The organism is Nocardia sp. XZ_19_369 (genome assembly GCF_015355715.1).
GTDB lineage: Bacteria > Actinomycetota > Actinomycetes > Mycobacteriales > Mycobacteriaceae > Nocardia.
Window position 1 is genome coordinate 1,169,758 of sequence record NZ_JACVED010000002.1, and the last position, 24,854, is coordinate 1,194,611.

The 24,854-nt window shown below is 68.8% G+C and carries 21 protein-coding genes; 18 read left to right on the plus strand and 3 right to left on the minus strand.

Annotated elements, in window-relative coordinates:
• The first annotated feature begins 457 nt into the window (after positions 1-457).
• The 6 genes from IBX18_RS11325 to IBX18_RS11350 all read left to right on the plus strand — a co-directional run bounded on the left by IBX18_RS11325 (position 458) and on the right by IBX18_RS11350 (position 6,236).
• Positions 458-1,744, plus strand: a complete 1,287-nt coding sequence (locus tag IBX18_RS11325) for a class I SAM-dependent methyltransferase (protein ID WP_194833625.1) — start codon at positions 458-460, stop codon at positions 1,742-1,744.
• Positions 1,741-2,517, plus strand: coding sequence for a sugar phosphate nucleotidyltransferase (locus tag IBX18_RS11330; protein WP_194833626.1), 777 nt, complete (start codon positions 1,741-1,743; stop codon positions 2,515-2,517). The genes IBX18_RS11325 and IBX18_RS11330 overlap by 4 nt, the downstream gene beginning before the upstream one ends.
• Positions 2,514-3,164 (plus strand): PIG-L deacetylase family protein, encoded by a 651-nt coding sequence (locus IBX18_RS11335; RefSeq protein ID WP_194833627.1) that lies wholly within the window; start codon positions 2,514-2,516, stop codon positions 3,162-3,164. Before IBX18_RS11330 ends, IBX18_RS11335 begins: the two co-directional genes overlap by 4 nt.
• 3 nt (positions 3,165-3,167) lie before the next feature.
• Positions 3,168-4,214, plus strand: coding sequence for an NAD(P)-dependent oxidoreductase (locus tag IBX18_RS11340; RefSeq protein WP_194833628.1), 1,047 nt, complete (start codon positions 3,168-3,170; stop codon positions 4,212-4,214).
• A 78-nt stretch (positions 4,215-4,292) separates the two neighbouring features.
• A complete protein-coding gene (locus IBX18_RS11345; protein WP_194833629.1) occupies positions 4,293-5,405 on the plus strand; it encodes a methyltransferase domain-containing protein in 1,113 nt (370 codons plus the stop codon).
• A 234-nt stretch (positions 5,406-5,639) separates the two neighbouring features.
• On the plus strand, positions 5,640-6,236 hold the full coding sequence (locus IBX18_RS11350; protein WP_228540648.1) for an MspA family porin: 597 nt from the start codon (positions 5,640-5,642) through the stop codon (positions 6,234-6,236).
• 101 nt (positions 6,237-6,337) lie between these two features.
• On the opposite strand, the gene IBX18_RS11355 is transcribed toward IBX18_RS11350, so the two are convergent.
• The 3 genes from IBX18_RS11355 to IBX18_RS11365 all read right to left on the minus strand — a co-directional run bounded on the left by IBX18_RS11355 (position 6,338) and on the right by IBX18_RS11365 (position 9,381).
• Entirely contained in the window at positions 6,338-7,177 is an 840-nt protein-coding gene (locus IBX18_RS11355) for a glycosyltransferase (RefSeq protein WP_194833631.1), read from the minus strand.
• Positions 7,178-7,180: 3 nt separating this feature from the next.
• Positions 7,181-8,560: a polysaccharide pyruvyl transferase family protein gene (locus IBX18_RS11360; protein ID WP_194833632.1), complete on the minus strand. Its 1,380-nt coding sequence runs from the start codon at positions 8,558-8,560 to the stop codon at positions 7,181-7,183.
• 125 nt (positions 8,561-8,685) lie between these two features.
• Positions 8,686-9,381: a TetR/AcrR family transcriptional regulator gene (locus tag IBX18_RS11365; RefSeq protein ID WP_194833633.1), complete on the minus strand. Its 696-nt coding sequence runs from the start codon at positions 9,379-9,381 to the stop codon at positions 8,686-8,688.
• 101 nt (positions 9,382-9,482) lie between these two features.
• Here IBX18_RS11365 and IBX18_RS11370 point away from each other — a divergent pair, with 101 nt between their 5' ends.
• The 12 genes from IBX18_RS11370 (at position 9,483) to IBX18_RS11425 (ending at position 24,843) form a co-directional block, all read left to right on the plus strand.
• Positions 9,483-11,288, plus strand: coding sequence for an FAD-dependent oxidoreductase (locus tag IBX18_RS11370; protein ID WP_306796229.1), 1,806 nt, complete (start codon positions 9,483-9,485; stop codon positions 11,286-11,288).
• 149 nt (positions 11,289-11,437) lie between these two features.
• Complete coding sequence (locus IBX18_RS11375) at positions 11,438-12,493, plus strand: glycosyltransferase family 4 protein (RefSeq protein ID WP_194833770.1); 1,056 nt, start codon at positions 11,438-11,440, stop codon at positions 12,491-12,493.
• A complete protein-coding gene (locus IBX18_RS11380) occupies positions 12,490-13,671 on the plus strand; it encodes a glycosyltransferase (protein ID WP_194833634.1) in 1,182 nt (393 codons plus the stop codon). Before IBX18_RS11375 ends, IBX18_RS11380 begins: the two co-directional genes overlap by 4 nt.
• A complete protein-coding gene (locus IBX18_RS11385; protein WP_194833635.1) occupies positions 13,664-15,028 on the plus strand; it encodes a lipopolysaccharide biosynthesis protein in 1,365 nt (454 codons plus the stop codon). Before IBX18_RS11380 ends, IBX18_RS11385 begins: the two co-directional genes overlap by 8 nt.
• Complete coding sequence (locus tag IBX18_RS11390; protein WP_194833636.1) at positions 15,025-16,038, plus strand: glycosyltransferase; 1,014 nt, start codon at positions 15,025-15,027, stop codon at positions 16,036-16,038. The genes IBX18_RS11385 and IBX18_RS11390 overlap by 4 nt, the downstream gene beginning before the upstream one ends.
• Entirely contained in the window at positions 16,035-17,435 is a 1,401-nt protein-coding gene (locus IBX18_RS11395; RefSeq protein WP_194833637.1) for a hypothetical protein, read from the plus strand. Before IBX18_RS11390 ends, IBX18_RS11395 begins: the two co-directional genes overlap by 4 nt.
• Positions 17,426-18,709, plus strand: a complete 1,284-nt coding sequence (locus tag IBX18_RS11400) for a GNVR domain-containing protein (protein WP_194833638.1) — start codon at positions 17,426-17,428, stop codon at positions 18,707-18,709. Before IBX18_RS11395 ends, IBX18_RS11400 begins: the two co-directional genes overlap by 10 nt.
• Positions 18,706-20,076, plus strand: a complete 1,371-nt coding sequence (locus IBX18_RS11405; RefSeq protein WP_194833639.1) for a glycosyl hydrolase family 28-related protein — start codon at positions 18,706-18,708, stop codon at positions 20,074-20,076. The genes IBX18_RS11400 and IBX18_RS11405 overlap by 4 nt, the downstream gene beginning before the upstream one ends.
• A gap of 5 nt (positions 20,077-20,081) precedes the next feature.
• Complete coding sequence (locus IBX18_RS11410; protein ID WP_194833640.1) at positions 20,082-21,467, plus strand: GNAT family N-acetyltransferase; 1,386 nt, start codon at positions 20,082-20,084, stop codon at positions 21,465-21,467.
• 29 nt (positions 21,468-21,496) lie between these two features.
• Positions 21,497-22,864 carry a glutamate-1-semialdehyde 2,1-aminomutase gene (locus tag IBX18_RS11415; protein ID WP_194833641.1) on the plus strand — a complete coding sequence of 456 codons (1,368 nt, stop codon included), beginning with the start codon at positions 21,497-21,499 and terminating at the stop codon, positions 22,862-22,864.
• The gene (locus IBX18_RS11420) at positions 22,861-23,970 is read left to right on the plus strand and encodes a glycosyltransferase (RefSeq protein ID WP_194833642.1); all 1,110 of its coding nucleotides are present in this window, start codon (positions 22,861-22,863) and stop codon (positions 23,968-23,970) included. Before IBX18_RS11415 ends, IBX18_RS11420 begins: the two co-directional genes overlap by 4 nt.
• Before the next feature lie 99 nt (positions 23,971-24,069).
• Positions 24,070-24,843 carry an SDR family oxidoreductase gene (locus IBX18_RS11425; protein ID WP_194833643.1) on the plus strand — a complete coding sequence of 258 codons (774 nt, stop codon included), beginning with the start codon at positions 24,070-24,072 and terminating at the stop codon, positions 24,841-24,843.
• Positions 24,844-24,854: the final 11 nt, after the last annotated feature.

Here is a 24,854-nt window from a genome sequence, read left to right on the forward strand (position 1 = left end):
GCCCCCCGATCTGCGTTGACCGGTCCCCGCGACATCATCCTGACGCCTCGGATGTCCGTCCTTCGGCGGCCAGAAGCCGATTGTTACAGAACACAATCCGTTTCACATGTCGAATCATCAGGGCCGCAAAGTGTTCCACGGAGTAGCCGACAGAGTAACGGTCGGTTTTCCGCCCCGGTACGTTTCCGGCGGTCGGTGGCACAGGAGGCCAGGTCGCGAACCTCCGCTATCCGCAGGCGAATTCATCCGACGGGGGCAGAACCACCAATCCACCCGGTAGCCATCCGGAAGCTACTCGTCGGAAACAGGCCAAAATTACCGGAAATTACTTTCAGACCAGTCGATTTCAGCTACGACACGCGGGGCATTCGTTGTAACGTCTCACTGGATCGGGTCGACTTCAGGGGTGCGCCGGCAATGCGCCGGAGGTACGGCTCTCGGCAGAAGGTGGGCTTCGTTGTTATGTCGACTGTGTGATTCCGAGCGCTTGACGAGCGTGCTCGATTTGGGAGCGACGCCGCCGTGCGAGAAATTTCTCGCGGCGGACGAACTCGACCTTCCCGAACCAACCTACCCGCTGCATCTGCGGCTGTGCACGGACTGTCTGCTATTGCAGATTCCGGCGTTGATCACTCCCGCGGAGACGTTCACCGAATACGCGTATTTCTCGTCGTACTCCGACAGCTGGGTGCGGCACGCGCAAACCTTTGTCGCACAGGCGATCGAGCGGCTCGACCTGACCGCGCAGTCCTTCGTCGTCGAGGTGGCGAGCAACGACGGCTACCTGCTGCGGCACGCGGTGGCGGCGGGCATCCCCTGCCTCGGCGTGGAACCCTCGGTGAACGTCGGCGACGCCGCGCGGGCGGCGGGCGTACCCACCGAGACCACCTTCCTGGACGAGGACTCCGCCGCGAAGATCCGTGCGGCACACCGGCCCGCGGACCTGGTGGTCGCCAACAACGTCTACGCGCACGTGCCCGATCTGCGCGGCTTCACCAGGTCGCTGCGCGAACTGATGGCCGACGACGGCTGGCTCTCCATCGAGGTGCACCACGCGCTGAACCTGCTGCGACTCGGCCAGTTCGACACCATCTACCACGAGCACTTCCAGTACTACACCGTGCATTCGGCGCAGCGGGCGCTGGCGACGGCCGGTTTGTCGGTCGTCGATGTCGAGCTACTGGACACCCACGGCGGCTCGCTCCGCCTGTGGGCCCGCCCGACGGCGCTCGGCGCCACGCCGACCAGCCGGGTAGCCGACGTGCTCCAGCTGGAACGGGATGCGGGCCTGCACCAGGCCGACGGCTACACCCAGCTGCGCCCGCGCACCGAGGCGGTCCGCCACGACCTGCTGCGCTTCCTGCTCGACCAGCGCGCCGCGGGCAAACGCGTCGTCGGCTACGGCGCACCGGGCAAAGGCAACACCCTGCTCAACTACTGCGGCATCCGCACCGACCTGCTCGAGTACACCGTCGACCGGAACCCCTACAAGCACGGACGCTTCACCCCCGGCACCCGAATCCCGATCCACGCACCCGACCGGATCGAACTCGATCGACCGGACGTCGTGCTGGTGCTGCCGTGGAATCTCGAGACCGAGATCACCGCGCAACTGCGCCACATCGCCTCGTGGGGAGCCGAATTGGTCTACCCGCTTCCGGCACTGCATCGTGCCGATCTCACCAGTCACAACGAAGTGAACAGCGCTACACATTCAGGAAAGACAGGGAGGGGAGCGCGATGAAGGTTGTGCTGTTCTGCGGCGGGTACGGCATGCGGATGCGTGACGGGACCGATGACATGATTCCGAAACCCATGCAGCTCGTCGGCCCACGACCGCTGCTGTGGCATGTGATGCGTTATTACGCGCACTACGGGCACAAGGAATTCATCCTGTGTCTCGGCTACGGCGGTCTGCACATCAAGAATTTCTTTCTGACCTACCAGGAATCGGTGTCCAACGACTTCGTCATGCGGGACGGCCGGGTGGAAATGCTGCGCTCCGATATCAGCGACTGGCAGATCACCTTTGTCGACACCGGCCAGGAATCGCCCATCGGCGAGCGGCTGCGCCGGGTCCGTGACCACGTCGGGGACGACGAGCGTTTCCTGGCCAACTACGCCGACGTGCTCACCGACGCACCGCTGGACGACATGATCGAGAAGTTCACCGAGTCCGGCGCGGCCGCCTCGATGATGGTGGTGCCGCCGCAGTCGTCGTTCCACTGCGTGGACATGACGCCGACCGGTGAGGTGAAGGAGATCATGCCGGTGTCGCGAATGCCGTTGTGGGAGAACGGCGGTTACTTCGTGCTGAACCAGGAGATCTTCGATCTGCTGCCGCCGGGCGGCGATCTGGTCGCCGACGCGTGCGGCACGCTGGCCGGCCAGGGACGGCTGTACGGCTATCGGCATCTCGGCTTCTGGAAGCCCGCCGACACCTTCAAGGAGCGCGCCGAACTCGACGCGGGTTACCGCAGCGGCGCGCGGCCCTGGATGGTCTGGGAGCACGCGTGATCCGACTCGGCGTCGGAGCGGTCGCCGAGATCGCGGTGCTCGGTGCGCACTGCGACGACATCGCCATCGGTATGGGCGCGACGCTGCTCACGCTGGCGCGCGCGAACCCGGGTCTGCGGGTGCGCGCCCTGGTCCTGTCCGGCGGCGGGACCGCACGGGCGGACGAGGAAAGCCTTGCGCTGGCGGCGTTCTGCCCGGGTGCCGAGGTCGACCTCACCGTGCTCGACCTGCCCGACGGCCGAGCCCCGGCGCACTGGGACCGAATCAAGGACGCGCTGAGCGCTTTTCGTGGCAGCACCGAACCGGATCTGGTCTTCGCCACGCAACGCGGCGACGCCCATCAGGATCATCGGCTGCTGGCCGAGTTGGTGCCGACCGAGTTCCGCGATCACCTCGTGCTCGGCTACGAGATCCTCAAGTGGGAGAGCGACACTCCCACACCGAGCGTGTACCACCGGCTCCCCGCGGCGCTCGCCGAGGAGAAGGCCCGGCTGCTACTGAAGCACTATCCGTCCCAGGCCCACCGGGACTGGTTCGACGAGCAGGCGTTCACCGGCCTGACCCGGCTGCGCGGCGTGCAATGCCACGCCGGGCACGCCGAGGCATTCGTGCTCGACAAGGCCGTCATCGATTTCGGAGGTTCGTAAGCCATGCGGGTACTCGTCACCGGACACCAGGGGTATCTCGGCACCATCATGGTGCCGGTCCTGCGGGCCAACGCGCACGACGTGGTCGGTCTGGACGCCGGTTTCTTCGCCGACTGCATCCTCGGCGACCTGCCGGGCGATCCGCCCGGCCTGGCGGTGGACCTGCGCGATGTGACCGTCGACCAGTTACGCGGCTTCGACGCGGTCATCCATCTCGCCGCGCTGTCCAATGATCCGCTCGGCGCGCTGGCACCCGAGATCACCTACGCCATCAACCATCACGCGTCGGTGCGGCTGGCCCGGCTCGCCAAAGAGGCCGGGGTGCGGCGGTTCCTGTACGCCTCCACCTGTTCGGTCTACGGCGCCGCGGGCGCGGATCTGGTCACCGAGGACGCACCGTTGCGTCCGATCACCCCGTACGCGGAGAGCAAGGTGCGGGTCGAGGACGATGTCGCCGCGCTCGCGGACTCCGGCTTCTCCCCCGTATTCCTGCGCAACGCAACGGCATTCGGCTTCTCGCCACGGTTGCGGGCCGACATCGTGCTCAACAACCTGGTCGGCTACGCCACGCTGACCGGCGAGGTGAAGGTGCTCTCCGACGGCACGCCGTGGCGGCCGCTGGTGCATGCCCGCGACATCGCGTGGGCCTTCGCCAACTGTCTCACCGCTCCCCCGGCGGCGATCCACTGCCGCGCCTTCAACATCGGCACCGAGGCCAACAACTTGACCGTCGCCGAGATCGCGCAGGCGGTGGTCGAGGCGGTGCCCGGGTCGCGACTGAACATCACCGGCGAGAGCGGCGCCGACCCGCGCTCCTATCGGGTCGACTTCTCGGCGGCCCGCGCCGCCATCGGATTTCGCGCGCTGTGGACCGTGCAGGCCGGGGCAGACGAGCTGTTCCAGGAGTACACCGCACGTGGCCTCACCTACGACGACTTCTTCCAGAAGTTCACCCGGCTGCCGCACCTGGAGAAGTTACGCGACAGCGGGGTGCTCGATGGGTCGATGCGCCGGATACAGCCCGGACCCGCTCGTGTTCCAGCCACCTAGGCGGGCGACAGCGTCGACGGCGGTCGGCCACCGTACCGTGGCGTGCGGCCCGTACCGGCACGCAACGGAAGGCCGGTGATGGTTCCCCTCGATAGCGGCCACCCCTGCCGGGGCTGCGGGAGCACCGAGCTCACCACGGTGCTCGATCTGGGCATGGTCCCGGCCGCGGACTACTTCCCGCCGCTGGCCGCCCCGGTCGGCCTCGCCGAGACGGCGCATCCGCTGCGCATGGATCGGTGCGCACGCTGCGAGCTCGCACAACTGGCCGAGGACGACACCCGCACGCAGGAACCACGCGGCATCGAGCCCGCGGCGTTGCGCGAGCAAGCGGCCGACGCCGTCGCACGGGTCGCCGAATCCGGTCTGCTGCAAGGGAACACGGTGCGCGAGTTCGGCAGCCCGCACGGGGGCACCTGGGTGCCCCTGCTGACCGAGCGCGGCTACACCCCGACCGACGGTGTCGCCGATGTGGTGCTCGACTGCTTCGGCCTGATGCACGAACCCGACCAGCGTGCGGCCTTCGCCGAGCGGGCGGCGGCCACCGCACCCGACGGTCTGCTGTTGATCCAATTCCATTCGCTGGCCACCATCGTCGCCTCGCGTCAGTGGAACGCATTGCGGCACGGGCACTTTGCCTACTATTCGCTGTCCGCGCTGAGCCGATTGCTGGCCGCCGCGGGCATGAGCGTCACCACCGCGTGGCGGTTCGACCTGTACGGCGGCACCGTGCTGGTCGGTGCGCGCCACGGCAAGCATCGCCCCGACGCGGCGGCGCGCGAAATTCTTGCCCGGGAGTCCGCCTACACCGAGGTCGCCGCCGTCCGCAGCCTTCAGCGGGCTGCCGACGCACATGCCGAGGCGTTGCGCCGCTGGCTCACCAGGCATGCGGCACAGGGCGATCGGGTGTTCGCCTACGGCGCGGCCTCGCGTGCGGTGGCGCTGTTCAGTCTGGCGGGTGTCGATCGCGGGTTGATCGTCGCCGTCGCCGACGCGTCGCCGGCCAAGCAGGGCCGCCGGATGCCGGGCACCGACGTGCCGATCATCGCGCCCGACGAACTGGTCACGGCCCGGCCGGATCTCGTGCTGCTGACGCTGCCCGATCTGCTGCCGGAGGTCCGCGCGCGCTACCCGGAACTCGACGGCTGCTGGATCGTCGACGACCCGGCCGACACCACCGTACAAGGAGGCTGAGTTGCTCCGAATTCGCTGTCCCCCTAGCGCATTCCCGCCCGCTTGCTCGATGCGCTTGATCTGACATGATTCGATTTACCGAACACCTGATCGCCACAGATGATCGATGAGTTCTTCGCTCCCGCGTGTCGGGGAGCGGGCGTCGAGCGAACGACCACGCTCGGCCAGGTGTGTGTGCAGAGGGGACAAAACCTGATGAGGGATATCACGCAGCAATGCAGCCGTTGCGTTCGTATGTTCGCGATCGCCACCGTGGTGGCGTCGGGGCTGGCTTTGGGAATAGGCACCGCGGGAGCGGTCGTCGACAGCAGTAACCAGATCGTCGATCAGAAGGATCGTTCGATCGAGGCGATCCAGTCCGACACGCGAATCGACTTCGTGCCGCCGTTGGACGGAAACGCGTTGACCCGCGAGTGGTTTCACAATGGCGAGGCGGCATACAAGATCGCCGGGCCGAACGCCGAGGACTGGCGCGGGCACATCACCATCGGCTACCAGGTCGGCTATCCGGCGACCCTGAGCGGGCGGTTGAAGTTCAACTACTCGACGCCGGGTCTCGGGGTGGACCTCGGCAGCGACGGCGCGACTTTGAAGCTGGAGGGGCTGATCCCCCGGGCCGGCGTCGAGATCGAGGTCGGCTTCGGCCCCGGCATCCAGACGGTCGAATGCGCGGGCGGCGATGTTTCCGGCGCCGCGGGCTTCCTGCGTATGTCCGGCTTCCACGGCACCGTGACCGGCGTGGTCGGGCAGACCACGATCCGGCCGTTCGTCAAGGTGGTCAGTTCCAGTGGTGACGCCGTGTACACCTACGGGCGGCTCTGGTCGATCTGAGGCGATCGCGATCAGGTGATCTTTCAACAGAGAAACCGCCCCGCACTGCGGGGCGGTTTCTCTGTTTCTCGGACGCGCTCAGACCACTGATCGGACGGTGCTCAGACCAGCAGATCCGGCCGGTTCCGCACCGTGGCCACCGTGCGAACTCGTAAGCGGTACAACGCCGCCCGCGCCAAGCGGGTATCCCCCGCCAGCACGTCGCCGCGGCTCACCAGGTGCGGATAGTCCCCCGCGATGCGGTGATGGAACCGGTACATGTCGGTCAGCTTGCTCACCGTCGAGGTGCGGCTGCACAGATTGAACGACGAATTGCGCCAGGCCGCAAGGATTTCCGACATCCCGAAGAACGCGCCGAACGACGACACCCTGGCGAACAGGTCGACGTCCATCGGGAACACCAGATCGCCGCGCAACCCGCCGACCAGGTCGAAGTGCTTGCGATAGAACATCGCCGCCGCCGTCGGCCCGAAATCGGCCGGACCGCGCCGCACGATCACCCTGGCCAGGGCCCGCGCGGTCTGCTTGCCGAGCAAACCGGCCAGCCCGAGGCCGGTTTCGAGCACCTCACCCGCCTCGTCGATCACCTCGAAGCGACTCGACGAGATGGCGATCGACGGATCACCGACCATCACCGCGAGCTGGGCGGCCAGCGCACCGGGCCGCAGCACATCGTCGGCACAGACCACCTTGATCAGGTCCCCGGTCGACGCGGTGATCGCCTTGTTCCAGTTGTCCCCGATCGGTAGCACGGTGTCGTTGCGCAGCACGCGAATTCGCGGGTCGTCGATCGCATGCGCGATGTCACCCGTCTCGTCGGTGCTGGCGTTGTCCAGCACCAGGAGTTCGAAGTCCACGTCCTGATCGAGCACCGAGCGCAGCGTCGCGGCCAGCGTGCGTCCCGAGTTGTAGGCAGGCACGCAAACCGACAAACTAGCCATGATCTATCCCCCTAGCTGATGGCCCGGCCGCACCGGTCCGCTTTCCACCAGCCGGCAGACCCGTTCGAGCCCGGCCCGGCTGGCGTCGATCTGCTGGACGGCCTTCTGCTGCAACGTGTCCCGCACCGTCGGCGCCTCGGACCACGACTCTGCCACGGCCGTGGTCAGCGTCCGGTCCAGCGCGGGGTCGTCGAGGTGCACGATCCGCAGTCCGGTGCCGAACATCTGGCGCAGCCCGTGGAACTTGTCGTCGTAGTACTCCGACGCGGTGATGCCGACGGCCGGAATGCCTTGGGACAGTGCGAAAACCGCGAGATGATAGGCGCTGGTGACCAGCACCCGGCAGCCCGCGACCTGACGCGCCACATCCTCCGGCGTGCCGCCACGGCCGATGGCAGGCTTGGCGCACTCCGCTCCGGCGAGCAGCGGCAAGGTGGATAGTCGATCCTCGGACGCGTATTCGGAGATGATCAGCGGCACCACCCCGGCGTCGAGCTGACCCGCGCAGGCGCGGACCACCCGGCCGAGCGTGGCCTGCGCGGCCGCGCTGACCCGCGAATAGTCGGCCACCCGCAGGCACAGCCCGATATCCGCGCCGATCTTGGCTTGCCGCAGGCGGTAGCCGAACTCGATCGCGTCGTCACCGGTGACCAGCACCCGCTCCGGTGCGACGCCGAAGCGCGACAACAGTTCCGGGCCACGCCTGGCTTCGCGCAGGGCAAGGAAATCGACGCTGGGCAGCACCTCGGCCGCGCGCCGCACCAGCGCCGGATCACGCAGCGGCCCGAGGCCCTGGCCGACCAGGGCCGTCGGGATGCCCCGCGACCGCGCGTGTTCGAGCAGATTCAGCGTCCGGTGTGCCTGATAGCGGTCGACGTCGGTCATGTAGCCACCGCCGAGGGCGAGCACCAGGGAGGCCTGTTCGACGGCGGCCGGGATCTCCACCGGGAACTCGGTCTCCTCCGGTGTCGCGACGTGTTCGGTGCGGCCGGGGCCGTCCGCGCGGCGCCGGGCGGCCGAGCGCAGCGCCCGCAGCCGGTCCTTCGGTCCGTCGGTCGCGGCCCGCCAGCGCAGTGCGGCCGGACCGACCAATCGTGTTCCGGCCGTACGGGATAGGCGGCCGGGCCACCCGTCACGGCCCCAGCTCCAGTCGGGCCCGCACAGCGGTTCCGCCTCGGGCATCAGCGCCTGCAAGATGCCGGGTTGATGGGTGAGCACGCCGATCCTGGCGCGCGGCCAGCGTGCCCGCAGCCGCTCGACGGTCACCGCCATCATCGCGATGTCGCCGCGGTTACGCAGCCAGTACTCACCGTTCTCGACCAGCACTCGGATATCGCCCTCGGCGATAGCGGCGCGCTCGGCCTCGGAACCTACGGTCCCCACTGTCCATGTCCTCCCGCCAGTCCCCCGCGGGTCGGTCCGTGCCGAGCACGAACTCGTTGTGAAATCTACCTCACGCTATGCATCGCGGCTACCGGACCGAGGGTTACCCGCCAGCGCCGAGCTACTTACTCCGTTGCGCGCGAAGCTGCTTCGTGCCGACCGGATTGTTTGGTTATCCGCCCGGTGTAGAGCGCGCCGAGCGACGCACCGGCGAATGCCGTGCAATAGTCCACCAGCTCGTCCATCGGCAGGGTCACCCGCCCGCCCTGCTTCTCCACGAGGACCCGCTCGAGCATGCCGACGACCGAGAGCGCGTAGATGTCGACCAGTTCGGCGGGCGGCCGCGCTTCGGGGCGGGCCTCGGTGGCGGTCGCGGCCACCAATCGCGCGAATCGCCACAGCGCCTCGCGCATGCGGTGTTCCGCGCCCGCGCCGGTCGGCTCCACGAAGACGATGCGGAGTGTGCGCGGATCCTCGGCCAGCGCGGTGAGGTAGGTGCCGATGCCCGCGCGCAGCTTGCGGGTCCCCTCGGCGGGCACGGCGGCAACGGCGCGGGCGACCGCCTCGAACAGTTCGTCGATGACGCGGTCGAAGACCGCGGCGAACAACTCCTTGGTACCGCCGAATGATTCGTAGAAGTACCGGTCGGTGAGCCCGGCCGCCCGGCACAGGTCTTTGACGCCGGTCGCCGCGTAGCCCTGGGTGCCGAACAGCTCGAGGCCGGCGTCGAGCAGTTTGCCCCGCCGCGCGGCGACCCGATCCGCCGCGCCGACGCCGCCGTAGGGCCGCACCGGTCGTCGCTGTTTGGCGTCGCCGCTCATCGCTGGACCTTTCCCGTCATCTCCGCATTGTCTCCCATGGCGAGCGACCATCTGCTAAATATGACTATCAGGATAGTCAGAAATGCGAACGGGGTCGTGCAGTGACAGCTCACTATCGGGACAGCGCGGTCAGCAGGCGATCGGTACTGCGTGGCGCGGCGGGTCTGGCAGGCGCGGCCGGCTTGGCGGCGACGGCGGGTCCGGCGGCGGCACAGGGGGCACGCAGGCGAAACGGTCCGCCGCGCAATACGGTCGCGGTCTTGGGCGCGGGCATCGGCGGACTCACCGCCGCGCACGAGCTCGCCGAGCGCGGCTTCCAGGTGACGGTGTTCGACCGCAAGGAGCTGGGCGGCAAGTCACGCACCATCCCGCTGCCCGGCACCGGCGGCGGCGGACGCGCCCCGCTACCGGGTGAGCACGGCGCCCGTGGCTTCACCTCGTTCTATCACCACGTGCACGACACGATGCGCCGTATTCCGCTGCCGGGCACGCGGAACACGGTGCACGACAACCTGGTTCCGTTCTCGGTCAACGACCCGCGCTACCCGCGCGCCGGAAATCTGCCGGACGGCTTCCCGCTCATGTTCGGCTTCTACTTCGATCCACGGCAGGCGCTCACGCCGGATGGCTTGCAGCGCATACTGGTCGAAGTCTTCCTGAAGAACAACCTCATCCCGCTCCCCGAAGCCATCCACATGGCAGGCCGGGTCGTCACCTACCTGACCTCCAGCGAGGAGCGCAGGTTCGGCCAGTGGGAGCACGTGAGCTGGTGGGATTTCGTCGACGCCGGGACCCGGTCGGCCCAGTTCCAGGCCCTCGCCGCAACGGGATTGACGCGCGCGCTGGTCGCCGCGAAGGAGTACGTCGCCAGCACCAGGACGATGGGCAACATGATGGAGGGCTTCTTCATCGCCCTGCTCCAGGAGCTCACCGGCGGCCCCAAGGTGTACGAGGTGCTCAACGGCCCGACCAACGAGGCCTGGCTGGATCCGTGGATCACGCTGCTGCGCGACATGGGCGTCGAGTTCCGGCCCGGCCATGCGCTCGACGGCTTCGAGGTGGCCGGCGACCAGCTCGCCGGCGCGCGAATCCGCATGCCGGACGGCACAACTCGACTACACAGTGCCGACTGGTACGTCTGCGCGGTACCGACGGATCGCGCGCGGCGACTGTGGTCGCCCGAAATCCGTGGCCTGGACCCGGATCTCGCGCGGATGGACGAGCTCACCCTCGACTGGATGACCGGCTTACAGATGTTCGTCAGCGAAAAGCTGGAACTCGGCGCGGGATACAACATCTACCTCGACGCGCCGTGGCGCCTGACCTCGTACTCCCAGCGTGCGTTCTGGGAAGTCGACTACGCCGCGAAGTACGGCGACGGCACCGTCCTCGACGGCCTCACCATCGACATCGCCGACTGGGATACCCCGGGCATTCTGTTCGGCAAAACCGCCAAACATTGCACCCGCGAAGAGATTTACCAGGAGACCTGGGCACAGCTCACCGCCGCGCTCAACGACGACGGCCGAGTTCAGTTGAAGGACGGTATCGTCCGGGACTGGCTGCTCGATCCAGGCATCAGCTGGCAGGACGGCCGGAACCACAACGATGAACCGTTGCTGGTCAACACGATCGGCTCCTGGGCGGCACGGCCCAACGCGTACACGAAGATCCCGAACCTGTTCCTCGCCGCCGACTATGTGCGGACCAATTTCGACCTGGCGACCATGGAGGGCGCCAACGAGGCGGGCCGCGCCGCGGTGAACGCGCTGCTCGACGCCGCGGGATCCACCGCGCAGCGGGCCACGCTGTTCACCCGCGACTCGATTCCGGCGTTCGAACCGCTGCGTCAGATGGACGCCGCTCGCTACCGCGCAGGGCAGCCGAATCTGTTCGATCTCGGTTGAATTCTCGGTTGCTCGCCGACTGCCCGCCAGAAAAGCCTCGGTCCCCTAGACTTTTGCGGGAGAGACGGGTTCACCGACAGCGACTCGTCCGCCATCACCGCCAGTAGGGGGCATGGGTGACGGGAAGTACCGAGATCGTCCGGGTGCACATGACAGGATCCGAGTGGTTCGCGTCGGCGCCGGGTGGGCTCAACCGGTACTTCACCGAGCTGTTCCACGCGCTCGCCAGGCAGCCCGGTGCGGAGGTGTCCGCCGCGGCTTTCGGCGCGCCCGCCTCCGGTGCCCGATCATGGGGCGAGCTGGGCGGTTCCACGGTGCGCCGGGCCCGCACCGCCTTCCTCGATCGCGACCGCCTGCACCCCGGCACGGTGCTCGACCGGCACTTCTGCCTCTACGGGCCGGCTGCCGTCGCCCGGCACGGACGGCTGCCGCTGGTCGTCCATTTCCATGGGCCGTGGGCGGCGGAGAGCCGACTCACCGGGCAGAGCGCGACGGCGGCGCGCGCGAAGTATGTGATCGAACGCCTCCGCTACCTCGGCGCCGACCGATTCGTGGTGCTGTCCAACCACTTTCGTGAGATACTACATACCGACTACCGGGTTTCCCTGGACCGTATCGCGGTCATCCCGCCCGGTGTAGATCTGAAACGGTTCCACGCCTCCCCTATCCGGCCCGAGACGCCGACCGTACTGTGCGTGCGCAGGCTCGAACGCCGGATGGGGATCGACACCCTGCTGCGCGCCTGGCCCGATGTGCTCGATGAACATCCGACGGCGCGACTGGTAATCGTCGGCACCGGCACGGCCGAGACCGAATTGCGCGCCGCCGCAACACCACTCGGTGACACCGTCGAGTTCGCCGGACACGTCGACGATCAGCGCCTCACCGAGCTCTACGAACAGGCGCAGCTGACCGTGGTGCCCACCACCGCGTTGGAAGGCTTCGGCCTGATCGCGCTCGAATCGCTGGCGGCGGGGCGCGCGCCGATCGTCACCGACTGTGGCGGACTACCGGATTCGGTGCGCGGGCTCGATCCGTCGCTCGTCGTGCCCGCCGGTGCCGCCGACGCGCTCGGGGCGCGCCTGGTCGCCGGATTGCACGGCACCGTGCCCACCCCCGCACAATGCCGGGCTCACGCGGAGACCTTCTCCTGGGATGTCACAGCCGAGCGGCATCTCGCGATGTACCGGGCAATCAGGCAATGACCACGGCACTGTTCGTGGCCCACACCGCGGCGCCGTCCGGCGCCGAGCTCGCCACCTTGCGACTGATCTCGGCCCTGCGCGACCAGGGGCGGCTCGGCGTCGCCATGGTCTACACAGAGGACGGCCCCATGGTCGAACGGATGCGCGCACGCGGGATCGAAACCCGCGTGCTGCGTGGCCGATTCGACAGCCGGGCGATGACCATCGGTTCCGGCCCGCTCCGTCTGATTGCCGGATTCGCCGGTCTGCTGCGGCTCGGCTGGTCGCTCGGCGCGACCGCCAGGGAGCTCGGCGCGCACGTGGTGGTGGCGGAGAGCAGCAAGGCGCTGGTGATGGGTGCGGTGGCCGCGCGGCGCGCCCGCGTTCCGCTGGTCTGGCAGGTGCACGATCGGCTCGCCCGCGACTACTTCGGGCGGCTGCCCACCCTGGTGCTGCGGCTGCTCGGGCGGCTGTTCAGCCGTGGCTATCTCGCCAACAGCCGCACCACGCTGGCCACCCTGCCGGTCGGCCGCAGGCCCGCACTGGTGGCCTATCCGGGGGTCGAACTCGGCCCCGATCTCCCCCGTCGGGATCAGCGTCCGCCCGCCGACACCGTGGTCGCCGTGGTGGGCCGGTTGTCACCATGGAAGGGCCAGGACGTGCTGCTCCGCGCCCTCGCCGCCACGAAAGTCCGCCCGCGCCAAGTGTTTCTGATCGGTGGTACCTTCTTCGACGAGGAGCCGTACCGCGCCGAACTCGAACGTCTCGCCCGCGATCTCCAGTTGCCGGTAACTTTCACCGGCCACGTCGACGACCCGGCCGAATACCTGCGCGACACCGACATCCTGGTGCACAGCTCGGTCCTTCCCGAGCCGTTCGGCCAGGTGGTGGTCGAGGGCATGCACGCGGGCTGCGCCGTCATCGCCAGCACGCCGGGTGGTCCCGCCGAGATCGTCCAGCCCGGCGTCGACGGGCTACTCGTACCGGGCGGCGACGAACGGCAACTCACCACCGCACTCGACACCCTCATCGGCGACCCGGCACTGCGCACCGCGCTGGCCACGGCGGCCCGCACGCGCGCCACGGACTTCGACATCACCGAAACGGCGCGTACGGTCGCCACCTTCCTCTTCGACATCGCACAACGCAACGGCGCGGCGGGCACCCCCCATTCAGCAGAGAGAGCCCCGCATGGCTGAACACGCGGACCAGGACAACCCGGACCGTTCACCCGCTCCATCCGGAGCACACCGCCTGAATATCAAGCGCCGCCACGGCTTTCTCGGGATCGTTCGCGACATCGGCTATGTCAGCTTCGGCAAGTACGGGCAGTACGTCGTCACCATCGTGACCGTGCCGCTGATCGCCCGCGTGCTCGGCGCGCACGGCCTCGGCCTGCTCGCGATCGGCATGTCGGCCTATTTCATCGGCTCGCTGCTGGTCGATCTCGGCATCACCTCGTACCTGGCCGCGCGGGTGCACGACGCGGGCCTCGGCGACGACCGGCTCGCGCGCATCAACCAGCTGCGCGGCGACTACCTGGCCATCCGCACGAGCACCCTCGGCGTCCTCGGCGCCGCACTGCTGCTCAGCTACGCGCTCGGCGCACCGGTTCACCTGGAGATGATCCTGCTCGGGCTGTTCGCGGGCGGCTTCTGGTCGGTGTCGGAAGACTGGCTGCTCATCGGCCAGGGGCGCTTCGGCGCCTCCACCGCCTATCAGGCCGTCGGCCGCATCGGGTACCTCGTGCTGCTCGTTGCGGTGCTCCCCCGCGTGCCCAATGCCCAGGTCGCGGTGCTGTGCCTGCTCGTCTCGTCTATTCCGACCGTGCTGCTTACCTGGTGGGATTCGTTGCGCACCTTCGGGCTGCCGTCGCGACCGCGCGACGTGCGGACCGTGTTGCATACCGGCGCACCGGTTTTCACTTCCCGTCTCTTGGTGACCACCTATGGGCAGGGTGCGGCGGCGGTGTACTCGGGCGTGCTGGACGCCGTCTCGCTCGGTCTCTACTCGGCGGGTGACCGGTTGGTCCGCGCCATCCAATCCACCCTGGATCCCATCGGTTTCGCCCTGCTACCGCGGATGGCGCGCAAGAGCGCCGACGACAACTTCTGGCGGCACGCACTCCAGGCGCTGGCCGCCTGTGTCTGTACCGCGACGGTGGCGGCCGCCGCGGTATGGCTGGCCGCGCCGATGCTGATCCATCTGGTGTTCGGCAAGGACTTCACCGCCGCGATCGACCTGCTGCGGGTGGAGACGTTCGTGCTGCCCGCGACGGCGATCACCTCGTTCGTCACCACCGCCGTGCTCCCGGTGCGCCAGGACACCACCGGCGTACTGATCGGGGCGGTGCTCGGCACCTGCGTGGCGGCCACGGCACTGGCCATCGCGTTCCGCACCCACTCGGTGTGGACGTTGGTCTACGGCACCGTGATCGTCGAATTCACCGTCGCCGCTTGGTATCTGCTCAGGATCCGCACACTCATCCGCCGTGAGCGGGTAACACCCGCTCCGGATCCCGCGATTGTGCTGATGCGGGAGGACGGCGGGACATGAGAATTCTCTATCTTGGCGACGACTGGGTCGGCAGCAATGCCCACTCACTGGCCGACGGCTTCCGACAGGCCGGGCACGACGTGGTGGTCATCGACACGACCCGGGTCACCCTGCCGGCCAGGCTCTCGCCGCCCTGGGTGTATTCGAAGCTGGCCCGCAAGCGCGCGCCGTGGAACGTGGCCGGGTTGCACGCCGACATCGACCGGGCCGCGGCCGCGTTCCGGCCGGACATGTTGTTCGCGTTCAAGAGCATTCACCTCGACCAGCGCAGGCTGTTGGACGTCCCCGCGCGGCTGCACGTGCACTACAGCCCCGACGACGTCGCGAACCCCGAGAATGTCAGCGCGGAATACCTTGCGCACGAGGCCGACTGGGACCACATCGTCACCACCAAGCGCCACAATGTCGCCGAACTGCGCGACCGCGGCGCCCGCGCCGTCACCTTCGTGCGCAGCGCCTACGACCCGGCCTGGCACCACCCCACCGCGCGGCGCGGCACCCGGCAGTTCCTCGTCGGCTTCATCGGCGTGTGCCGCCCGGACCGCCGCGCCGATCTGGTCGGGCTCGCCCGCACCCACGGCCCCCGCATGCTGGTGCGCGGGCCGGGCTGGCGCCGGGTGCCCGAATTGCGCGCCACCGGCGCCGAAGTCGGCGGCGCCGTGTACGGCGAACGCTACTCGGAGGTGGTCGCCAGCGTCACCGCCAACCTGGTCCTGCTCAACTCCGACAACCGCGATACGCACACCTGCCGCACCTTCGAAGTGCCCGCCGCCGGTGGGCTTTTCGTCGGCGAACGCACCGACGAGCACGCCGAACTACTCCAGGACACCAGCGAGTGCTTCCTGTTCAGCGCGGCCGACGAGCTGACCGCCATCCTGGACTGGTGCGCCGCGCATCCCGACAAGGCGGCCGCGGTGGCCGAGGCCGGATACCAGCGCATCGTCGCGAGCGAGCACCGCTACGTCGACCGGGCGCGCGAGATCGTGCGTGGGGTCAGTGACGGCTCATGACGGCCACCACTGAGGTCCTGCTTATCGCGCTCGCGCTGGCCACGATCGTGGTGGCGGCCAGCACGATTCCCGGCGTCGCGCGGGTGTTCCTCATCGCGCAGGCGGCGTTCTGGTCACTGTCCTATCTGGCGCGCCCGCTCGTGCTGCTGTGGGTGCAGCCCGAACCGCACTTCGGTGACAATGTGGCGGACCCGCGGCTGGCCCAGTTCGGCTACGACCGCGGCATCGCGCTGGTGCTGGAGCACGTTGCCTTCGGCCTCTGGGTCTACGCGGGACTCGTTGTCGCCTATGCGTTCTGGGCTCGGCGGCACCCACCGGTCAAGCTGCCCGCGCTGACCGGCGATCCGAATTTCGTGCCGACCCTGGTGGCCACCTACGGCGTCGGACTGTTCGGCCGGGCCGCCTCCGTCGCCTCCGGTTCGGTCGGCGGCGCGGGCGAGATCGGCAGCGCCAATCCGATCCTGTCCTTCGTCGCCATCCTGGCCACCATCTCCGCCCTCGGGCTGATCATCTTCGTCCGGCCCGCCCGCCCGCAGCTGACCGCCCTGATCATCGGCGGATTGCTCATGGGCGAGCTGGCCTGGACCGCCGTTGTCGAGTCGAAGACGCCCATCATCGGTGCCGCACTTGCCATCGCCATCCGTTTCGCGATCCTCGGGTGGACCAAGACCAAGGCGATCTCGGTCGGCGCCATCGCGGTGCTCGGCGTCGGCGGGTTCGGCTGGTTGCAGTCGCTGAAGCAGACCGAGTACGCGAAAGCCGAAGCAGCGCTGGTCGATTCGAGCTACCCGCCGGTCGTGCAGCCCTTCCTGAGCATTCTGCGACGGTTCGATCTGCTCGAGGCCGCGACCGACGCCTACTTCCACCAGCCGGGCCTGTGGCTGTCGCCCGTCGAGACGCTCCGGCATGCCGCGGCCAGCCTGGTCCCCAGCCAGCTGCTCGGCACGGCCAAGTTCCAGTCCGGCACCGCGTGGGCGCAGGATGTGCGCGGCGCGTCCGTCGACATGACCAGGGTGTCGGTGTCGCTGGCCGAGGGCAACCTCAACGAAGGCTATGTGCTGGGCGGCTACCCGGGCGTGGTCATCTGTGCCGTCTTCACCTTCCTGCTGCTGCTCGCCTGGGCCAGAGCGCTGTATTCGCGCGTGTTCCCGATCGTGGTGCTCGGGCTCGCGATGACCGGCTCCTCCGCGCTGTTCGAACGCGGGATTCTCGGCAGCATGGAGAATCTCGGCAAATTCCTGCAAGCCGCCGTGCTCGCCTGGCTCATCTCACTGGTCGTCCGCGAGTACCGCAGGCGCACACAGACTGATCCACCCTCCGCGGGGCCACCACCTGCCGCGGAACCTGTTGTCGTCGGGGCTGTCACTACCGAAAAGAGAGAATCCCCATGGGATTGATCGATTATTGGCATATCGCGCGCCGACGCTGGGTCATCATCGTCGCGGTGATGGTGCTGTGCTTCGGCGCGTCGGCCGGATACCTCAGCACCGTCCCGACCACCTATGTCGCCACCAGCAGCATGTACGTATCGATGGCCACCGGCACCTCGGTCAACGACTCCTACCAGGGCGGACTGGCCGCCCAGCAGCGGGTCCGCTCGTATCTGGACCTGGCCACCAGCGCCACCGTCGCCAAACGCGTCATCGACGACCTGGGCCTGAAGATGTCGGTCAGCGAGGTGCAGGGCAACATCAAGGCGTTCTCGCCGCCCGCGACGACGAACATCATCCTCACCGTCCAGTCCTCGTCCGCCGAGGGCGCGCGCGACCTGGCCAACTCGGTGGTTTCCCAATTCCGGCGCCTGGTAGACGAATTGGAGACCATCGAGCGCGACGCGGCGCCGGCCGCACGGGTCACCGTGGTCGACCGCGCCGAGGTGCCCGCCGCACCGAGCGGACCGCAGTCGATCCGCATCCTGGCACTCGGCCTGCTGGCCGGGATCGCGCTCGGCTGCGCGGCCGCCTTCGTTCGCGATCGCACCGACCGCACCCTGCGCACCTCCAACGATCTGGCGGCCGTGCTGCCGGTACCGATCCTGGGCATCATCGACGCGGATCGGCCCGGCGCACCCGACGAGACACGGCGGCTACGCACCCGGCTGCTCCGTGAGGGCGAGAGCCGGAGCATGCTGCTGACCAGCTTTTCGTCGCGGTCCGAGCCGGAAGTAGCGGTGGCACTGGCGAAGTCGTTCGCCGATACCGGCAGCAAGGTGGTGCTGATCGACGCCGACACCTCGGGCCAGGGCAGTTCCCGCGCCTTGGCCGAGCAGCCGAGCGTCGGGCTGGCAACGGTGTTGCAGGGCGCCGCGCCGATTTCGGAGGCACTGACCGCCTGGCCGGAGACCGGCCTGACCGTGCTGCCGCTCGGCGCGGCCGACGAGCGGACACCTGATCTGCTCGCCTCGGACCGGTTCGCGGCCGTCGTCGCGAAACTGACCACCGACTACGACCATGTCGTGGTGCAGGCCGCACCCGTCGCGCACGCCGCCGACGCCATCGCCGTGGCCCCGCTCTGCGATCACGCCATCGCGGTCGTGCTGCTCGGCCAGACCAGCGCGCCGGAATTGCGCGGTGCGCTGGCCACATTCGGCGACAACAAGCTCACCGGCGCGGTAGCGTACAGCAAGCCGGGCAACCGGCTGCAGCGACTCAGCGGGAGGCTGCGGCGATGAACGACGATGCGGTCGGCCGACGGCGCATGCTCGCCGCGGCGCTCGGCGCGGCGGGTGCCGCCCCGATGCTCGCGGCCTGTAGCACCGGCTCCAGCACCTCCGGAACTCCGCACGTCGAGTTCCGTTCCCCACACGTCACCGACGCACCGGCGGCACGCAATGTTCGCGACTTCGGCGCGGTCGGTGACGGCGTCGCCGACGACACGGCCGCGATCGCCGCGGCGGCCGCGGTGCGCGACGTTCCGCTGGTGATGTACCTACCCGCGGGCCACTACCGGGTGACGGCGTGGCCCGAACTCGGCGATTACGCCACGATTCTCGGCGACGGCGCCGACATCACCATCGTGGTCTGCGAAACCGACACCACCCTCGTCGCGCTACGCAAGCGCAGCCGGGTGCGGTTCGCGCGGCTCGGCTTCTACCTGACCGGGCCGAAGGCCACCGCCGTGCTGCTGTCGGAGTGCTTCCGCTGCTCGTTCGACTCGGTGGTGATCCGCGGCAACCACATCGCCGAGAACCATCCGCGCTATCTCGGGCAGCGCGGGGTGGTGCTGGAGGGCAATACCGGCGGCACCGCATTTTTGAACTGCGACATCAACAATTTCGGCTACGGCATCGTCACCTCCTGCATCCAGAACTATGTGACCTCCTCCAAGCTCACCAGCAACTTCATCGGCGTGCTCGGCACCGGCAACGACCACAACGCCGGATTGGCGCTCACCAACGTCGAATTCGTCTCCGACGCCGACCCGCGTACCACCGACAAGCACATCCTCGTCGACGGTGCGGCCAACGACTGGTGGCTCACCAACGTCTGGTTCGAGGGCGCCGACATCGCGTTGTCCATCGGCCGGGCCGATCGCGGCGGGCCCGCGCAGTTCGGCATGACCAACTGCAAGGTCGCCGCGCGCACCGTCGCCGTCGACCTGATCTACTGCCGCCAGCCCTATCTCGCGAACGTCCAATTCGACCGGGACCTGGACCAGCCGCCCATCGAATTGCGGATCGACCCGGCCGGCTGCCCCGAAGGGACCGCGGTGAACCTGATCTCCACGGCCGCAGAGGATCTCAACCCGACACTATTTCCGCCACGATGGCATGTGCTCGGCCGCACCAGCACGCACGCACCGTCGTTCACCGGGACCATCGTCGCCAAGGCCGGACGCGGTGATGCCGACGTCTTCCAGGCGCAATCGCCCGACGGTGCGCTGCGCTCGGCCGTATTGGCCAGCGGGACTTGGCTTTCCGAGCAGACCGAAGGCGGCATCGTGCTCAAAGACGCTACCGGCACATACTGGCGGCTGTCCGTCTCCACCGAGGGCGTGCTGAAGACGATGTCGCTGGGCAAAACGCGACCGCGCGAGTAGCCGCCATGACGACAACTCCCAGATCGCTGGCGCACATCACTCTCGGTCCGGTCCTGCTGCACGGAAACAGTGTCGTGGTCCGGCCGCCGCGCATCGCGGACTACCCGCACTGGCGGCGCATCCGACTGCGGGACCGGCACTACATCGAGCCGTTCTGGTACAGCTCGACCCTGGACTGGGCGGCCCGACATTGCGGAACCCATTGGGTACGTGAGTGTTTGACCAGCCGCGCGGAAGCACGGACCGGTCGCAGACTGGCGTCGGTGATCGAGGTCGACGGCCGGTTCGCCGGGCAGGTCGAGCTCGGCTCTATCGACGACGCCGCCGCCTCGGCCGAGCTGGGCATCTGGGTCGACGCCGAGGTCGCCAGGCACGGGATCGGCGGCATGGCGGCGGCGATGCTGATGGACTACGGCGTCGAACACCTCGGCCTGCAGCGGATCACCGCGCCGATCTCACCGGCCAATGTCGCCGCCGCGCGGGGCGCCGCCGGGCTCGGGTTCCGGCGAGAAGCTTTGATGGGCCGGTACTTCGACGTCGGTGGTGCACGCCGCGACCACGAGCTTTGGGGGCTCACCAAGGCCGATGTTCCGCCCAGGGGCATCGTGCAGCACTGGATCGACCGTTACGACGCCCACCCCACCTCGCCGCCGCCCACCGCGGCCGGCGAGGCGACCGAGGCACCGTTGCCGAGAATCACCGTGCTCGCGGCGACCTCGCGCCACTACGCCGGCCGGGTGCTGCATCTGCTCGACCCGCTGCGCACCCCACGGCGGGTCCGGCTCGCCGATCCCGGCAGGCAAGAGGTGGTCATCCGGAACCGGCGCGTGACCGACTGGGGCCGGTGGCGCGCGACTCGGTTGCGCAGTCGTGCGGTGCTCGATCCCGATGCGGCGACACCTGGCGAAACCTGGGCCCGCAGGCACACCTGGTTCCGGTGGCTACGCGAATTCCTGTATGCGCGGCCAGGTTTGCGATCCGCACGCGGGCTCGTACTGGCGATCGAGGTCAAGGGCGACTATGTCGGCGAGGCCAGGTTGTTCGACCTCGACATGTTCGATCGCAATGCCCGGATGTTCGTCTGGACCGATCCCGCGCACGGCGACGATATCCGGACGGCCGCCACCCGGCTGCTGCTCACCCACGCGTTCGGCCCGCTCGGCCTGTGCCGGGTCTCGACGGCCGTCGAACCGGACGACACCCGCTCCGCCGATATCGCCGCGCGCGTCGGCATGACCCTCGAGGGGCGCATGCGCGGCTACGTCGGCGCCACCGGCCGGCGCGGCGACCACGACCTGTGGGCCGTCACCATGGGCACCGCCGCCGACGCGGAGCCGGAGACCCCCGCGCCCTCCGCCAGGCGGACGCTGGGCCCGGCCGACCCTCAGTGACCACGACCCGACCCTCCAGGAGCCCGACCATGGAGCCGATTTCCGACGATCCGGCGGCACCCCGCCGCTTCACCCGCAGCAACGAGCTCCAAGCCCGGCTGCACGAGCTGATCCCGGGTGGCGCGCACACTTATGCCAGAGGTCCCGACCAGTACCCCGAGCTCATGGCGCCGATCCTGGTGCGCGGCAAGGGCAGTCAGGTCTGGGACGCGGACGGCAACCGTTATATCGAATACGGCATGGGCTTGCGTTCGGTCACCCTGGGTCACGGCTTTCCACCGGTCCTCGACGCCGTGCACCGGGCCATTGCCGACGGCGTCAGCTTCAGTCGGCCGACCGAGCTGGAACTGCTTGCCGCGCAGGATTTCCTGAGCCTGGTGCCGGGCGCCGACATGGTGAAGTTCGCCAAGAACGGCTCCGACGCGACGACTGCCGCAGTCCGGCTGGCCAGAGCCGCCACCGGCCGGACCGCCATCGCCGTCTGCGATCAACCGTTCTTCTCGGTGGACGACTGGTTCATCGGCACCACCGCGATGAACAGCGGCATCCCCGCCGAAACCTCCGCGGGCACAGTGCGATTCCGCTACAACGATCTGCCGTCGCTGGCGGCCGTGCTGGATTCCGGGGCGATCGCGGCGGTCGTCCTGGAGGCCGCCACGGCGCTGGCCGAACCGGAACCCTGCTTCCTGGACGGCGTTCGGGCACTCTGCGACCGCTACGGCGCACTGCTCGTGTTCGACGAGATGATCACCGGCTTCCGCTGGTCCGCGGGCGGTGCGCAGGCGATGTACGGCGTGCGACCCGACCTGTCCTGCTGGGGTAAGGCCATGGGCAACGGGTTTCCGCTGTCCGCGCTGGCCGGTCGGCGCGAGTTCATGGAACTCGGCGGCCTGCGCACCGATCGGGACCGGGTCTTCCTGCTGTCCACTACGCACGGACCGGAAACCGGTGCGCTGGCCGCGTTCCGTGCCGTGGTGCACGAGTATCGGACCAGCGACCCCATCGAGCGGATGGAGCGCGCGGGCCGCCGGCTCGCCGACGGTGTCAACGCCGTCGCCGCCGATCTCGGCATCGCCGAGTATCTCCAGGTGCTCGGCCGCCCGTCCTGCCTCATCTTCGTCACCCGCGACCCGGACGGTCAGCCCTCCCAGGAATTCCGCACCCTGTTCCTGCAGGAGCTGCTGCACCGCGGCGTCCTCGGGCAGTCCTTCGTCACCTCGGCCGCGCACACCGACGCCGATATCGACGAGACGATCGCGGCCTGCCGGGAAGCGGCGGCCGTCTATCGCAAGGCGATCGAGCAGGGTGGTGTCGGTGGCCTGCTCGAAGGTCGTGCCGTCGCCCCCGCGATCCGCCGACACGCGGCGCCGCGGCGCATCTCGTCCGAGCTCGCATGACGCAGCCGCGCATCGCCATCGTGCACGAACGGTTCACCGAGTTCGGCGGCTCCGAGGCGGTCGTCGGCGCACTCGCCGAAACCTGGCCGGGGACCGACGTTTTCGCGCCGATCGTCGATCCCGCAGGCGTGCGGGCCCCGCTCACCACGGTGCACGACACCTGGCTGAGCCGGGCCTACGCCGTCTCGGGTGGCCGCTCGCACGCACCGTTGCTGCCGTTCGTCCCGCGGGCCCTGCGCCGCCTCCCGCTCCGGGACCGATACGACGCCGTCGTCGTCAGCCATCACGCCTTCGCCACGCAAGCCGCCTTCGCCACCGACGCGCCGGTGATCGCCTATGTGCACAGCCCGGCACGGTGGGCCTGGGACAAGGATTTTCGTGCGCAGGAGGCCGGTGGTCGTGCGGGTCAGCTCGCGCTCACCGCGCTGGGTTCGCTGGCTCGCCGGTCCGAATTGCGTGCTGCGCCTAGGCTTTCGCACGTCATCGCGAATTCCCGAGCCGTCGCCGACCGGGTCAACGACTGGTGGGGACTGCCCGCGACGGTCACCTATCCACCGGTCCAGATCGACCGCTTCACGCCCGAGCCGACGATTTCGCGCGAGGACTTCTTCCTCTTCGCGGGCAGGCTCGTCCCGTACAAGCGCCCGGACCTCGCCATCCGCGCCGCCCAGCGAGCGGGCTGCCGACTCGTCATCCTCGGTGACGGCCGGTTCCGCGCCCACCTCGACACGCTCGCCGGGCCGGAAACGACCTTCCTCGGCGCCACCTCCCATGACGTGCTGCTCGACACCTATCGTCGTTGCCGCGCCCTGCTCATGCCCGGTGTGGAGGACTTCGGCATCGTCCCGGTCGAGGCAATGGCTTGTGGCACACCGATTCTCGCGGTCGGGCACGGCGGCGCGCTGGACACCGTCGTCCCCGGCACGACCGGCGAGCACATCCGGCACGGACCCGACGCTGCGGTCGTCGACCACCTGGCCAAGGCGATGCTCGACTTCGCCCCCGCCTCCTATAGCCCGGCCGCTATCCGCGCCCACGCCGAGACCTTCTCCCCTGCCGCGTTCCGCGCCGACGTAGCCGCCACCGTCGCCCAGTTCGTGCGCTGACCCGCTCCGTGCCCACCGGGACGGTGCGGGAATAGGACCGGTCGCCGGCTGGTTGCGGCCGATGGTCGAGTAAGCAGCGTGCGCGAAGGAGGCAGCAGTATGTCGCAGGTCAGGGTCGACACCACCGCCGACGGTTCCGGCGCACCGAACGATGCCGGGGATCTGCGCGGGCGGACTGTGGTGCTGATCGGCGGCGGATCCGGCATTGGGTTGCGGGTCGCGCACCGGGTGGTCGCGGCCGGCGGGCGAATCGTCCTGGGTGGGCGCACCGCCGCCCGGTTGACCGCGGCGGCAGCCGAACTCGGGGACGCGGCCAGGTGGCAGACCGTCGACACCGGCGATACCGCCTCGCTCGCCGCCTTCTTCGACGGCATCGAGCGCGTCGACCATCTGTTAACCACGGCGGCGTCCTACCAGGTCGGGCCGATGCGCGAGCTCAGCGCGGCGGACGCGGCGTCACCGTTCGAGTCCAAGTTCTGGGGCCAGTATCACGCGGTCCGGTTGGCCGCGCCCAAGCTCGCCGCGGACGGATCGGTGGTCTTGATGTCGGGTGCCGCGTCGGCCCGTCCGGCCGGACTCGCCCCCGCGTACGTCGCCTGCAATGCCGCGATCGAAGGGCTGGGTCGCGGGCTCGCCGTCGAGCTCGCGCCGGTCCGCGTCAATGTCATCTCGCCGGGCACGGTGGACGGGCATCTGTGGTCGAACCGGCCGGACCTCGCCCGGGCGGCGGCATTCGATCAATACCGCCGCGAAACGCTGCTCGGCCGGCCCGCGACCGAGGACGAAATCGCGCACTCGGTCGTCTACCTGTTCACCAACACCTTCACCACCGGGTCCACCCTCTACCCCGATGGTGGCTACACACTTCGCTGACCGGACGACGC